Source organism: Cupriavidus sp. (assembly GCF_057315035.1).
Genome location: NZ_DBHKYV010000021.1, coordinates 49598 through 63622, shown reverse-complemented (window position 1 = coordinate 63622; position 14025 = coordinate 49598). Strand labels below are relative to the sequence as shown.

The 14025-nt window shown below is 63.0% G+C and carries 10 protein-coding genes; 1 reads left to right on the top strand and 9 read right to left on the bottom strand.

Translation table 11 applies throughout. The annotated features are described in order from the left end of the window. Positions 1-122: 122 nt before the first annotated feature. The 5 genes from ACO550_RS23055 to ACO550_RS23035 form a co-directional block, all read right to left on the bottom strand. Positions 123-1496, bottom strand: coding sequence for an MFS transporter (locus tag ACO550_RS23055; RefSeq protein WP_315594397.1), 1374 nt, complete (start codon positions 1494-1496; stop codon positions 123-125). A 319-nt stretch (positions 1497-1815) separates the two neighbouring features. Continuing rightward, on the bottom strand, positions 1816-2265 hold the full coding sequence (locus tag ACO550_RS23050) for a short-chain fatty acid transporter (RefSeq protein WP_315594396.1): 450 nt from the start codon (positions 2263-2265) through the stop codon (positions 1816-1818). A gap of 152 nt (positions 2266-2417) precedes the next feature. Further along, positions 2418-2945, bottom strand: a complete 528-nt coding sequence (locus ACO550_RS23045) for a helix-turn-helix domain-containing protein (protein WP_315594395.1) — start codon at positions 2943-2945, stop codon at positions 2418-2420. Between the two features lie 47 nt (positions 2946-2992). Beyond that, entirely contained in the window at positions 2993-4531 is a 1539-nt protein-coding gene (locus ACO550_RS23040; protein WP_315594461.1) for a DHA2 family efflux MFS transporter permease subunit, read from the bottom strand. 92 nt (positions 4532-4623) lie between these two features. After that, positions 4624-5757, bottom strand: coding sequence for an HlyD family secretion protein (locus tag ACO550_RS23035; protein WP_315594394.1), 1134 nt, complete (start codon positions 5755-5757; stop codon positions 4624-4626). A 170-nt stretch (positions 5758-5927) separates the two neighbouring features. Here ACO550_RS23035 and ACO550_RS23030 point away from each other — a divergent pair, with 170 nt between their 5' ends. Continuing rightward, positions 5928-7373: an efflux transporter outer membrane subunit gene (locus ACO550_RS23030; RefSeq protein WP_315594460.1), complete on the top strand. Its 1446-nt coding sequence runs from the start codon at positions 5928-5930 to the stop codon at positions 7371-7373. Positions 7374-7387: 14 nt separating this feature from the next. Here the strand turns inward: ACO550_RS23030 and ACO550_RS23025 are convergent, their stop codons facing one another. The 4 genes from ACO550_RS23025 to ACO550_RS23010 form a co-directional block, all read right to left on the bottom strand. Next, positions 7388-10441, bottom strand: a complete 3054-nt coding sequence (locus tag ACO550_RS23025) for an FAD-binding and (Fe-S)-binding domain-containing protein (protein WP_315594393.1) — start codon at positions 10439-10441, stop codon at positions 7388-7390. 31 nt (positions 10442-10472) lie between these two features. Beyond that, entirely contained in the window at positions 10473-11246 is a 774-nt protein-coding gene (locus tag ACO550_RS23020; RefSeq protein ID WP_315594392.1) for a 2-keto-4-pentenoate hydratase, read from the bottom strand. A 33-nt stretch (positions 11247-11279) separates the two neighbouring features. Next, the gene (locus ACO550_RS23015; protein ID WP_315594391.1) at positions 11280-12557 is read right to left on the bottom strand and encodes an MFS transporter; all 1278 of its coding nucleotides are present in this window, start codon (positions 12555-12557) and stop codon (positions 11280-11282) included. Between the two features lie 191 nt (positions 12558-12748). Beyond that, positions 12749-13969 carry a pyridoxal-phosphate-dependent aminotransferase family protein gene (locus ACO550_RS23010; protein WP_315594390.1) on the bottom strand — a complete coding sequence of 407 codons (1221 nt, stop codon included), beginning with the start codon at positions 13967-13969 and terminating at the stop codon, positions 12749-12751. Positions 13970-14025: the final 56 nt, after the last annotated feature.

Below are 14025 nucleotides of genomic sequence, written 5' to 3'. Positions count from 1 at the left end.
CAGGCCATGAAAAATGGCGCCTGAACCACCGGCGCCATGCAGTTTCTACAAATCCCGCGCGAATCATGCGCGCAGGTCTTGCGCGTCGATGTCGCAACCCGTGCCGTGAAGCTCGTTGTGTCTCAGGAAGACTTGCGGGCGCCTTGCATCGCCGCACTATCCGAGCTTTGCGGCGTCACCAGCCGCAGTCCGCTGGCCACTGCCGCGGCGGCGGCAAAGCCTGCGCCCAGCGCCAGGGCCAGCGTCGGACCATGCGATCCGGCAATGCCGAATGACAGTGCCACCAATGCCGCGCCAGTGGCCTGCCCCAGCAGACGCGCCGTGGCCACCACGCCACTGGCGCCGCCCGCACGTTCACGCGGCGCGCTGGCCATCAGCGCCTTCAGGTTCGGAGACTGGAAGAAGCCGAAACCCGCGCCGCAGATCGCCATCCGGATGCCGATATTGAGCACGCTGGCATCAGCCGGCATCATTGCCAGCGAAGCCATGCCCACTGCCATGATGGCCAGGCCGATGCCGCCCAGCAGGCCTGGTGGATAGCGGTCCGACAGGCGTCCGGCAATCGGCGCCATCAGGGCCACCACAGCCGACCACGGCGTCAGCAGGAAGCCGGTCTCTACCGGGTTGCGGCCAAGCACGTGCTCGAAGTAGAACGGCAGCGAAACAAATGCCAGGCCTTGCGCGGCAAACGAGCAGACGGCAGTCGCCGTCGACAGCGCGAACATCGGGCGCTTGAGCAGGTCGATCGGCAACATCGGCGCGGGATGGCCGCGCTCGCGACGCAGCAACAGCACAAATGACACCAGGAACACCGCGGCGGCGGCCACTACATATTCGGTAGGCTCACGTTGCACGCCTTCGCCCAGGGCGAAGATCAGTGCGGCAAACGTGATGGCGTTAAGCAGCGCCGCCACCGGGTCGAAGCCGTGCTGGCTGCGTTTGGTCTGTGGCAGCGACGGCCATGCAATAACCAACGCCAGCAAGCCGATTGGCAGGTTCACGGCGAACAGCCACGGCCACGGGCCGATGGAAAGAATCACGGATGCCACCGTGGGCCCAACCGCGAACGACACGCCTACCACCAGCGCATTGAGGCCGACGCCGCGCCCGAGCCGGTGAATCGGAAACAGCGCGCTGATCAATGCCGTGTTGACGCTCATGATGGCGGCCGCGCCAACGCCCTGCAGTAGCCGCGCCGCCGCCAGCGACGGCAGCGACCACGCCATCGCGCAAACCACCGATGAGACGATAAACACCATCACACCGCCCAGGTAGATGCGCCGGTGACCCAGGATGCCACCCAACGCGGCAAATGGCAGCAGCGTAGCCACCATGGCCAGTTGGTAAGCATTGATGATCCAGACCGAAGCGGCCGGCGTGCTGTTCAGGTCGGCGGCAATATTAGGCAGCGCGGTGTTGGCAATGGCCGTATCGAGCGTGGCCAGGGAGACCGCGATCATGATGGCGGCCATGCCACGCTTTTCGCGTGCGGTCATTGGACTATCGGGGGATTCCGCGGCTGGCGGGGTGCCGTTGGCTGGCTGGCTGGCGTGGTTCTGCACGATATCGATCCGGGGGCGGACTGGAACGGATGGGAGTCTGCGGCGCTGACCGCCGCAAAAAATCGTTGCAGCGTCAATTATCACCAGATCGAGACAATACGACAAAACGCCGGCGCGTGCTGGCAGCGCTTTGCCCTGGAATTACATGGATTTGAGTCGGATTCGGGCCCTTATGGCGCGATCGAGGTGACTTTCCACCCTTTTCTTGCAGAAACGCCGACCAACGTCGGTCAACCGCAGGTTGCCTGCCCTGTCAGTACGCGCCGTATTTCATTTGCACATCATCGACGCGATGCGTGCGGATGTTGTACAGGCACGTGTAGCGGAAGGTCATCGACTCGTCACTGGCATCGGGCTCGAAGGTACCCTCGCCGCTGACGGCGGTCTGGTTGGCGGTCGGCTGCGCGATACGCTCGCGGTCCGGCATCATCATGACGCTGCCGGGCTGCGGATAACGCGTCTTGACGGCATTGGCGACTACCTTCTCGCAGGCATTGCCGGCGGCTTCCAGCTGGGCGCGGCTGATGCCACCTCCAGGCGGCGTGGTGATGGTGGTCGGTTGTTGCGGCATGCGCTGTGGCGTCGGCGGGGGCATCGGTGTGCTGGCGCATCCGGCCAGCACAACGGCCAGGCATGTTGTTGCAACGGGGTAAAGACCGGCAAAACGATCGGCGAAACGATCGGCAAAACGAGAGCGTGGCATCGGGTCGTATCCGGAGTCGGCGAAAAACCGTCGGAAGACGGGGTGCGATGCCATCGACTCTATGCCAGAAATGCTCTCGGAGCAACCTGAGCGATCGTTGAGCGATCCCCGAACGATCGCTTTTTCCCGATGCTTGGCCGCGAGTTCGATGCTCAGGCTGTCGTCGCCGGGGTCTTGACCGGATTCGCCATATGCGATGCGGCAGACGACAGCCGCGCACGCGTACGCTCGTCCGCCGCCGGCCCGGGCTTGACCACATGCCGCTTGCCCATCTGCAGGGGCTCACCGTTGGTTGCATCGACCAGCAATGGCTCGACGACCTTGCCGGTATCGCGGTCCACAATCTGCACGCTGGCACCTTCCGGCGCGAAATTGCGATTCCCCCAGGCCAGCAGCGCCAGCAGTACCGGCCGGAAATCGCGGCCGCATTCGGTCAGCACGTACTCGTAGCGCGGCGGACGCTCCGAATACTGGCGCTTCTCGAGCAGTCCCTCTTCGACCAGGCCGTTGAGCCGGCGCGTGAGCATGTTTGGCGCGATATCGAGGTTGCGCTGGAATTCGTCAAAGCGCTTTGTGCCATAGAACGCATCGCGCAGAATCAGAATGCTCCACCACTCGCCCACGCGTTCAAGGCTGCGGGCAATCGGGCATTGCAGGTTTCGGAATGTCTTGCGTTGCATGTCGTTCGGACCCTTGTACGAAATTCAACTTCGATCATACCTACCTTTCAGTGGGCATCGGCTGATGGTGCCTTCGGCGGCGCCACCTTTCTCATCAACGGTACCAGCACCAGGGCGCCCAGGAAGCAGGCCATGATGACCAGGAACGTGTCGCCAAACGTCTGCGTCTGGGCTTCGCGCAAGGCCAGCAGCGACAACTGCTTCAACGCCGCGGCATGCGCCTCGATCGCGCTGTAGCCCGCCGACAGGTATTGTCGCGCCACGCCGTCGAGCAGGCCACCCATGGCCTCGTTGCTGGCGTTCAGGTGCTCGGCCAGGCGGAAGAAATGCAGGTTGGTGCGATCGTTCAGGATCGTCGCGCACGCGGCAATACCGATCGCGCCACCGAGGTTACGCATCAGGTTGAACAGGCCCGACGCCAGCCTGAGCCGCTCCGGCGCCAGGCTGCCCAATGTCAGCGTGACCACCGGCGCCACCGCGAACTGTTGCGCGGCGCCGCGCAATGCTTGCGGCAGCAGCAGTTCCTTCCAGCCCCAGTCATGCGTGATCGGCGTGAAGCACCACATCGACAGGCCGAACATCGCCAGCCCGAACATCAGCAGCCAGCGCAGATCAACGCGGTTGCCCAGGTACGTGTAGAGCGGGATCGACGCAACCTGGAACAGGCCCGTGGAAAATACCGCGAGCCCGATTTCCAGCGCGCTGAATCCGCGTACACGTCCCAGGAACAACGGAGTCAGGTACACCGTGGCAAAGATGCCGATGCCGGTCACGAACGAAAACAGGCAGCCCAGCGCGAAATTGCGCTGCTTGAGCGCGCGCAGGTCCACCACCGGTTGCGCATGCGTGAGGCTGCGCCAGATGAACGCCACCCCCGACAAGCCGGCAATCCAGGCCGTGGTCAGGATCACGGGGTCGCCGAACCAGTCCCAGCGCGGCCCCTCCTCCAGCGTGTATTCGAGGCAGCCGAGGAATGCGGCCATCATGGCCATGCCAAGATAGTCGGCACCGCGCAGCAACGACAGGTTCGGCTTGTCGATCTTGACCAGCAGCGGCACCGCGATGGTGACGAACAAGCCCGGCACGAGGTTGATGAAGAACAGCCAGTGCCACGAGAAGTTGTCGGTGATCCAGCCTCCGACCGTGGGCCCCAGCGTCGGCGCCAGCGATGACAAGCCGCCTACGGTGGCGGCCGCGATCACGCGTTGCGGCCCCGCGAAGAACACAAAGGCCGTGGTGAATACCATCGGGATCATCGAACCGCCCAGGAAACCCTGCGCGGCGCGGAACGCGATCATGCTCTGGATATTCCAGGCCAGCCCGCACAACATGCTGGTCACCGTGAAGCCTGCGGCCGAGGCTGCGAACAGCCAGCGCGTGGACATCACACGCGACAGCCAGCCCGACAACGGAATCACGACGATCTCGGCAATCAGGTAAGCGGTCTGGACCCAGACCGTCTCATCGGCACCGGCGGACAGGCCGCCACCAATATCGCGCAACGATGCCGACACGATCTGGATATCGAGCAGCGCAATGAACATGCCCACGCACATCGTGGCAAACGCAAACACCTTGGCGCCCATCGACAACTCGCCCGGCGGGGTCAGCAAACCACCCTGCCCCACCGGCGCAAGCGGTACGGCTGGTGGAACCGAAGCCACCGCGCTGCCGCCGCTCATGGCTTCACCTGCGCGACGGTGGATGCCTTGTGTTCGGCGCCGCTGCGACCATCCACTTCGGCCGTTACCGACAAGCCGGGACGCAGCAGACCCAGCCTGGCATCCTGCTCGTCGAGCACGATGCGCACCGGCACCCGCTGGACGATCTTGGTGAAGTTGCCCGTGGCATTCTCGGGTGGCAGCACGCTGAACTGCGCGCCGGTGGCTGGCGCCACGCTGGCAAGCCGGCCGTGGAATACGCGGCCCGGCAGGATGTCGGCCACGATCGTCACGCGCATGCCCGGTGACATATGCGCCAGCTGGCTTTCCTTGAAATTGGCATCGACCCACAGGCCGCTGGCCGGCACGATCGACATCAACGCGCCACCGCTCGCTGCGTACGCGCCCACCCTGGCCCGCCGATTGCCAATCGTGCCATCGACCGGGGCACGCAATTCGGTGTAGCCGACATTGAGCTTTGCCAGATCGCGTTCGGCAATGGCCTGCGTCAGGGCCGCCTGGGCCTGCTGCTTCTGCGTGGCAATCACATCGAGCTGGCGTTGCGACGCCACCAGCGCTGCCTGTGCCTTGTCTCCATTGGCGCGCGACTGCTTGTAGTCGGCGTCGGCCTTCTGCGAGCTCTGCACCGATACCGCTTCCTTGGCAACCAGGCTCGCGTAGCGTGCCTGATCGTCGCGTGCACGTACGGTCTCGGCATCGGTTGCGGATACCGCAGCCCGGGCCTGCCCAATTACCGCTTCCTGCAGCCGCTGCGTGGCATCGAGGTTGGCCAGCAGCGCTTGCTGCGCGGCAATCGCCCCTTCAGCCTTGGCCAGTACCGCCCGATAGTCGCGATCGTCGATACGTGCCAGCAAGTCGCCCGCATGCACGGCCTGGTTATCGGTCACCAGCACCTCGGTCAGATAGCCAGGCACCTTGGGGCCGATCACGGTCACGTCACCGCCCACGTATGCGTCGTCGGTTTCCTCCATGAAGCGTCCAGTGTTCCACCAGTGCGTGGCGTAGGTAATCAGGCCGCCGGCAACAACCGCCACGGCGACGATGGTCGCCAACCGTTTGCGCCCGAGACCGGGTCGCGTGGCGGGAATGGATTCCGAAGGCGCGCGCTCGGCGACTGTGCTGCTGGACATAGGGTGTTCCTTGAATGCGAGATCTGGAGAAAACGATGCGTGGAGCTGTGCAAGCATCTGGTCGCGTTTGGCGTGTACCGCGTGGGGCGGACTCTGCGAATTCGACTTGCTTTCACAATGCAAGTGAGTATAGTGACGTAACTATCGTTATGCAAGTTACTATGTTCGCCATGCCCGTCAAGTCACTTCCCGCTTTGATTCGTCCACTCTCGGTGGTGCTTGCCACCATGGCGCTTGCCGCTTGCGCGGTTGGCCCCGACTACCGCCAGCCCGATCTGGCCGTTCCGGCCACCTATCCGCATGCGGACCGGCTTGCGGAACGTCAGACCACGCTCGGGGCGCCCGCACTGGACCAATGGTGGACTGGGTTCGATGACCCGGCGCTGACCCGGATCGTGCAACGTGCGCTGGACCAGAACCTCGATCTGGAAGCGTCACTGGCGCGCGTGGCGCAGGCACGCGCCGCGGCCCAGGAGGCTGGTGCGGCGCTCTATCCCGAAGGCAGCCTTGGCGCCAGCGTCAGCAAGCAGCGTCAATCGCTGGAGAGTCCGCTGGGCAAGTTGGGAAGCGCGATGCCTGGCTATGACCGCAACCGCACCGTCTACGATGTGGGCGCTGCAGCCAGTTGGGAGATCGATGTTGCGGGCGGTTTGCGGCGCGGCGCCGAAGCCGCGACGGCTGAAGCGCAGGCGGCCGACGCCGACCATCTGGGCGTGCGGATCACGGTAGCGGCCGAGGCCGCCGATGCCTATTTCCGCGTACGCGGCGCGCAACGCCGCATTGCGATTGCCGAGGACCAGATCCGCACCAATGGCCGGTTGCTCGATCTGGTACGCACGCGACAAAAGGACGGCTTGTCCGCACGTCGCGAAGTGGCGCAGGCCGAAGCACTGGTGGCCCAGGCGCGCACCACGGTGCCGCCGCTGCGCATCGAGTTGCAGACCCAGCTGAATCGCCTCGATGTACTGATGGGCGCCCAGCCTGGCACCTATGCCAGTGAACTGGCTACCCTGCCCGAAGCTTCGGCCGTGCCCGCCATCTCTGCTGCGGAGGGCCCGGGCGGGCTGCTACGACGTCGACCCGATGTCATGGCGGCGGAACGCCGGCTCGCCGCAACCAATGCACGCATCGGCGTTGCCACCGCCGAGTACTACCCCAAGGTGTCGCTCTCGGCGCTGCTTGGCTTTGAAAGCTTGTCCGCCAGCAAGCTGTTCACCGCGCGTGCCTTCCAGCCTGCCGCAACGGCCGGCCTGCGCTGGCGACTGTTCGACTTCGGCCGCGTCGATGCCGAAGTCAAACAGGCGCGCGGCGCCAATGCCGAAGCGTTGGCCCAGTACCGCCAGTCGATGCTGCGCGCCACCGAGGATGTCGAGAATGCCATCGTCACGCTGACCGAACTGGAGCAGCAGTCGGTCGAACTGCGCGCCGAGGTCGATGCGCATGTTCGAGCGCGCGATGCGTCCGAGGACGCCTACAAAGGTGGCGCGGTCAGCCTCTATGAAGTCCTCGACGAAGACCGGCAACTACTGGCCGCACGTGACCAGCAGGCGCGCGTGACCGCCGACAATGCACGCGCAGCGGTAGCCACGTTCCGGGCGCTGGGCGGCGGATGGTGAGCAACCACGGCGCTTCAACGTCCATTACCGGATGCCTTCAGCGCCTGCGCAAGAACCCGCGCCACATGAATGGCCTCGGTATCGGCGCCGTCGTGAATTTGATGCCGGCAACTGGTTCCGTCCGCCACGACCCACGCATTCTCCGGGCGCTTTCTGACCGCCGGCAACAATGAGAGCTCCGCCATGGCCCTGGACGCCTCGATGTGTTCGGCTTCGTAGCCAAAGCTGCCCGCCATGCCGCAGCACGATGATTCGATTGGCGAGACCCTGAGGCGTGGAATCCAGTTCAGGACGATCTGCACGGGGGTGAAGGCATCGAATGCTTTTTGGTGACAGTGGCCATGGACCAGAACCTCAGGTGTGTCGATGCCGGCAAGTTCAAGTTCGAAACGGCCCGCCTGCTTCTCGCGCACCAGGAATTCTTCGAACAGGAACGCATGCGCGGCCAGACGCACCGCCTGTTCACCGTATCCATATCCCAGGAACTCGTCACGCAAGGACAGCAGGCACGAGGGCTCCAGCCCCACCACGGGCACGCCGCGCTCTACAAAAGGCATGACCGCCTCCAGCAAACGCTTCGCTTCCGCCTTGGCTTCATCTACCAGACCCGCCGACAGGAAGGTCCGGCCGCAGCATAGCGGACGCTCGCCCTCACGGGAGTTGAAGTGGACCGTGTACCCTGCCGCCTCGAGTACCTGCTGGGCGGCCCGCGCGTTCTCCGGCTCCATGTAGTTGCTGAATGTATCGACAAACAGGAGCACTTCCTTGCCTGCCCCGGCATTGGCGGCATTGGCGGCATTGGCGGGATTTACGCCACGTATGCCGGAAAGGAACGGTTTCGCAAAACGTGGCAACGACCGGGCCTGCGCCAGCCCGAGTGAGCGCTTTACCAGGCCGGCGGCAAACGGGATGCGCTCGGCTAACGAAAGGACACCCCTGAGTTTGCTCGCGAGCGGCGCATAGCGCGGCATATAGGCCACCATCTTGTCGCGCAATGAGGTGCCATGCACCTTGGACCAGGCATTGCGGGCCTCGATCTTGAAGCGCGCCATGTCGATGCCAGTTGGACAGTCTCTCTTGCAACCCTTGCAGGACACGCAGAGATCCAGCGCTTCCTTGACTTCAGGGCTTGCCAGCCCCTCGGTACCGAGCTGACCCGACACAGCAAGCCGCAGCGTATTGGCGCGACCACGCGTCAAGTGTTGCTCATCCTTTGTCACGCGATAGCTGGGACACATGGTTCCAGCATCGAATTTTCGGCAATGGCCATTGTTGTTGCACATCTCGACCGCAGCGGCCAGGCCGTGGGCCTTGTCATAGCCCGTGCCAGGCGCCGATTCCTCGCCCGTCAATGGATCGCGCGTGACATTCCACGCCGACCAGTCCAGCGCCGGGTCGATGGGCAATGCGGAATAGCCGGGAGCGAAGCGGAAATTCTCGCGGGCATCCATGCGAGGCGGGCGAACGATCTTGTCCGGATTGAAGCGATTATCCGGATCGAAAATGTCCTTGATCTCGGCAAACGCGCGATTGATCCGGGGACCGTATTGCCAGGACACCCATTCACCACGGCACAGGCCATCGCCATGCTCGCCGGAGAACGCACCTTTGTACTCGCGAACCAACTCGGCAGCCTGCCCGGCAATCTCCCGCATGTGCAGCGCGCCATCGCGGCGCATGTCGAGCACCGGCCGGACGTGAAGCGTGCCGACACTGGCGTGCGCGTACCAGGTACCTTCCGTTCCATACTTGTGGAAGATCTCGGTCAGGCGCCGCGTGTATTCGGCGAGATGTTCGAGTGGCACCGCGCAGTCTTCAATGAAGGATACCGGCTTGCCATCGCCCTTCATGCTCATCATGATGTTCAGGCCCGCCTTGCGCACGTCCCACAATGATTTCTGGGCCTTCGGGTCCGACATGCTGACAACGCTCCCGGGCAACCCAAGATCGCTCATCAGCGTGACGAGTTCATCGAGCTTGCTCAACAGCACGCGATGGTCATCCCCCGCGAACTCCACCAGCAAGATCGCCTGAGGATCGCCCGCCAGCGCGGTTTCAATGACCGGCCGGAATGCAGGATTCTCCATGGACAAGTCAATCATCGTCCGATCCACCAGTTCCACCGCAACAGGCTTGAGCTTGACGATGTGCTGCGTCATGTCCATTGCCTGATAGAACGTCGGGAAGTTCACCACGCCTAGCACCTTGTGCTGGGGCAGCGCGGACAGCTTCAACGTCAGTTGCCTGCTGTAGGCCAGCGTGCCTTCCGAGCCCACAAGTATGTGTGACAGGTTTGCGTGCCCATCGTCGGTGTACTGCCGGGGGTTCTGGCAATCGAAGAGATCGATGTTGTAGCCGGCTACACGGCGTAGAACCTTGGGGATGCGCTCCGCGATTTCGTCGCGCTCGCGCTTCGCGATCCGGGCCAGTTCCGCGGCAATGCCCTGCACCCGCGGATCCGTTACAGGGGCGGCAAGCGAACCAAAATGGCAGTGGCTTCCATCGGCCAGAATGGCATCGATGGCAAGCACGTTGTGCACCATGTTGCCGTACTCGATGGATCGGGAGCCACACGAGTTGTTACCAGCCATGCCCCCGATGGTGCACTGTGCGCCCGTTGAGACATCGACGGGAAACCAGAGGCCATGTGGCTTCAGCCAGGCATTGAGGTGGTCCAGCACCATGCCCGGCTCTACGACGATCGTGCGTGCTTCGGCGTCGAAAGAGATGACCTTGTTGAGCCATTTGCTGTTGTCGATGACAACGGCCTCCCCGACGGTCTGACCGCACTGGCTTGTGCCGGCGCCACGGGCGAGTACCGGGACCTTCTCGTCGCGAGCAATATCGAGGGCGGTCAGCAGATCCTGCTGGTCGCGCGGTACCACCACGCCCATTGGCATGATCTGGTAAATCGACGCATCCGTGGAATAACGGCCGCGACTGGCACGATCGAACAGTACGTCGCCGCGCAGTTCCTTGCGCAGTCGCGTCGCAAGCGGCGACAAGCTCGTGGCCATGGACGGCGGGAGCAGATGAATTGGCTTGACCAAGGACGATGGGGAACTCATAGCAATACCCGAACTGGAATGAAATGCAGGGTTACGCAAGGACGACAGACACGGCGGGAAGCCCCGCGATGCGTCCCTCTACGACACCCGGGTTCTGAGGGAAAAACATGCCGGTGTAGGAACCCGTGGTGACCAGTGTTCCCGTTGGCAATGACATGCCACGGCCGGTAACGTGGTTCACCAGCCATGTCAGTAGCAGGCGCGGATCGCCGGCCGGATTGGCTGGCAGCGACTTCAGGATGTCGACACCATCGAGCGTCAGGCTGATGCTCGGGTCCAGATAGGGAAAGTCGACGTCGTACGGTGCGTCTTCTCCAACAATCAGCGCACCGTGATTCTGGAAATCGACAAGCTGCAAGAGCTTGTCGACGTCTGGCCATGAACAATATCGGCTGGTAACGATCTCGATGGTGGCGGCCATGGATCGGATAGCTTCCATCACCTCTGCCTCGGCATAGCCTTCCCGCCTTGGGGAGAACGAGCGGCCCAGCCGAAATGCAATCTCCAGCTCCACCCCAAGTACGGGAAAATCGATGGCATCGAGTTGGTGGCCGCTCTCGCATACGCCGCGGGCAAGCAGCGGCGCCGCGTTCGCCGGGCCACCCGGGCTCCTGGCGCCGACCTTCCACCCGCCCACCTCCGCGCCGTGGGCGTCTAGCAATGCCTCCTGCATGGCATATGCCATTGCCGTGCTCTGTGGAAGCGCCTCGGGCGCAAGCGCCGGGACGTCGAGCGTGCCGTTGGCGGCGGTCGCCAGTTGTTCTACAAGCATGCGGTGTTCGGGGGTGGATAAGCGAAAGGTCATGGCGCTGTCTCGATGATCGAAATACTGCGGATGTCAGACGCGTGATCGCGCTGTGTTTGGGGTAGCCGGGTTTTCGTCCTGCTCGAAACGCTGTTCGGGCTGCATCCGGAAAGCCAGCACCACACCTATCCCCATCAGGATCATGCTGCCGACGAACGGCAGTTCCCAACTGCCATACTTGTCGATCAGGTATCCGGAAAGCACCGGGGAAATGATGGCGGCCAATGCCGAACCAGAGTTCATCATGCCGCTTGCCGTACCCGAGTGATCGGGGGCGATGTCCATCGGAACGGCCCACATCGGCCCAATGGTCATCTCGGCAAAGAAGAAGCCAGCTGCCAGACAGCCCATGGAGATATAGAGGTCATGGGTGAATATGAGCGGCAACAGGGAAACCATGGTCAACAGCATGCAGACCGCCACCATCCAGCTTCTGGCGAGCTTGAGATTGCCGGTACGCTCGTAGAGCTTGTCGGTGACGATGCCACCCAACGTGTCGCCGACCACGCCGGCGACGAACACGGCCGAGGCAAAGATGGCGGACTTCTTGAGGTCAAGGGAATAGCTGTGCAGGAAGTACTGGGGAATCCAGCTCAGGAACAGCCAGAGCGTCCACCCGTAGCAGAAGTACACAACGGTGACAGGCGCCATCCGGGCAAACAGCCGCTTCCAGGGCACCGCGGTGTTCTTCTTTTTCGGCTCGGGAAGCGCGGCCAGCTCCTGAGGCGTGATGCGCGGATGATCCTTGGGGAATTCCGTGAAGGTGATTGCCCAGAGTGCCACCCACACAAGGCTGATGACGCCGCAGATATAGAACGACTCGCGCCAGCCATACACCGCCATGATCGCAACGACCGCGGCCGGCGCAACCGCGTTACCGACCCGGGCACATGCATGGGTAATGCCTTGCGCAAATCCGCGCTTTTCCCTCGCCACCCAGCGCGACATCGCCGCGGTTGCCGCCGGAAAGGTTGCACCTTCGCCAAGCCCCAGAAGCAAACGGGCGGCAAGCAGCGAAACCAGGCCCCCGGCAAGGCCGGTCAACAGTGTGGCAATGGCCCAGAGCACACCGCAGACAAGCAAGGTTCGCCGCGCGCCAAAGCGGTCGCTAACCCAGCCGCCAATAATCTGGAATACCAGGTACGGATAGGCAAATGCCGAGAAGACCAGTCCGATCTCGGTCTTGTTGAGGCCGAACTCCTGGCCGAAGCCCGCGGCTGCGGTGCTAACGTTGACGCGGTCCAGGTACGTAATGAAATACATGATGCACAGCATTAATAGAACAATGCTTGTGGCACGGAAGCGCTTCATGATTCTGTCTCCGGGAAATCATTTGGCAATCGTCGGGGGCAATGCCGTACCCGCTCCTGGCTCTGCGGCGGATGCGGTCCGGCAATGTCTGGCGCGGCGAAGCCGCTCCCTACGCCACCCATGGCGGCGTAGTTGCATGGCGTTTGGAAGAGGGAATGCGCGCGATGAACTGCGCGGGGTGCTCCCGTCGATCAGGCGGCGATCCTGAGCGCTGGAACTTTCTCAAGGGAGGACAGGTAGTCCATGGCAGCTGCGACGCCGCCGCCGGCGAGCTTGACGCCGGCCATCTTCAGACCCATCTCGCAGCCCGACAGGGTGGCCATCAACATGAGATCGTTGCAGTCGCCAAGATGGCCAATCCGGAACATCGTGCCGCGGATCTTGCCGAGCGCCTGCCCCAACGACATGTCGAAACGCTCGTAGATGATCTTGCGCACGGCATCGGCGTCCACGCCTTCCGGCACACGCACGCCGGTCAACACGGGGCTGTAAACTTCAGGATCCACGCATTGGATCTCCAGTCCCCATGCACGCACCGCACGGCGCGTGGCCTCGGCGAGTCGCTGATGACGGGCAAACACATTGTCCAGGCCCTCCTCCAGGATCATGTCCAGAGCCTCCGACAATCCATAGAGCAAGTTGGTATTCGGGGTGTAGGGCCAATAGCCGGTCTTGTTGGCCTCAATGATTTCGTCCCAACCCCAGAACGCGCGTGGCAAGCGTGCCTGTTTGCTTGCGGCAATCGCCTTGGGCGACAGCGCATTGAAGCTGATGCCCGGTGGCAGCATCAGACCTTTCTGCGATCCCGACACCGTCACGTCAACGCCCCACTCGTCGTGCCTGTAGTCGGCCGAGGCCAGGCCGGAGATGGTGTCGACCAGCAGCAGCGCCGGATGGCCCGCAGCATCGATAGCACGGCGAACGGCGGCAATATTTGAGGTGACGCCCGTCGAGGTCTCGTTGTGCACCACGCAGACCGCCTTGATCGTGTGTCCGGCGTCTTCACGCAGACGCGCCTCGATCTTGTCTGCCTTGACGCCGTGTCGCCAACCTTCAATGCCGGGCAAGCCCAGAAACTCCGGCTTCAGGCCCAACGCTTCGGCCATCTTTTTCCAGAGCGTTGCAAAGTGGCCCGTCTCGAACATCAGCACGGAATCGCCCGGGCTCAGGGTGTTCGTCAGGGCGGCTTCCCATGCACCCGTGCCGGAGGCCGGGTAAATGATGACCGGATGCTCGGTCTTGAAGATCTTCTTGATATCAGTGAGGACCTTGCGGCCCAAGGCGCCGAATTCGGGGCCGCGATGGTCAATGGTGGGATAGCTCATCGCCCGCAAGATGCGGTCCGGCACTGGGCTCGGACCGGGAATTTGCAGGAAGTGGCGGCCGGAAGGGTGGAAATCGAGCTTGATCATTACGTCTCTCCTGGGTGAATTGAATTATGAATTTTGAATTCAAAATACTTTAGCAC

What these genes read in the sequence shown, in the direction of transcription:
- ACO550_RS23055 (WP_315594397.1), bottom strand. Translation starts at nt 1,496, where the DNA reads ATGACCGCACGCGAAAAGCGTGGCATGGCCGCCATCATGATCGCGGTC.
- ACO550_RS23050 (WP_315594396.1), bottom strand. Translation starts at nt 2,265, where the DNA reads ATGCCACGCTCTCGTTTTGCCGATCGTTTCGCCGATCGTTTTGCCGGT.
- ACO550_RS23045 (WP_315594395.1), bottom strand. Translation starts at nt 2,945, where the DNA reads ATGCAACGCAAGACATTCCGAAACCTGCAATGCCCGATTGCCCGCAGC.
- ACO550_RS23040 (WP_315594461.1), bottom strand. Translation starts at nt 4,531, where the DNA reads ATGGGCGCCAAGGTGTTTGCGTTTGCCACGATGTGCGTGGGCATGTTC.
- ACO550_RS23035 (WP_315594394.1), bottom strand. Translation starts at nt 5,757, where the DNA reads ATGTCCAGCAGCACAGTCGCCGAGCGCGCGCCTTCGGAATCCATTCCC.
- ACO550_RS23030 (WP_315594460.1), top strand. Translation starts at nt 5,928, where the DNA reads ATGCCCGTCAAGTCACTTCCCGCTTTGATTCGTCCACTCTCGGTGGTG.
- ACO550_RS23025 (WP_315594393.1), bottom strand. Translation starts at nt 10,441, where the DNA reads ATGAGTTCCCCATCGTCCTTGGTCAAGCCAATTCATCTGCTCCCGCCG.
- ACO550_RS23020 (WP_315594392.1), bottom strand. Translation starts at nt 11,246, where the DNA reads ATGACCTTTCGCTTATCCACCCCCGAACACCGCATGCTTGTAGAACAA.
- ACO550_RS23015 (WP_315594391.1), bottom strand. Translation starts at nt 12,557, where the DNA reads ATGAAGCGCTTCCGTGCCACAAGCATTGTTCTATTAATGCTGTGCATC.
- ACO550_RS23010 (WP_315594390.1), bottom strand. Translation starts at nt 13,969, where the DNA reads ATGATCAAGCTCGATTTCCACCCTTCCGGCCGCCACTTCCTGCAAATT.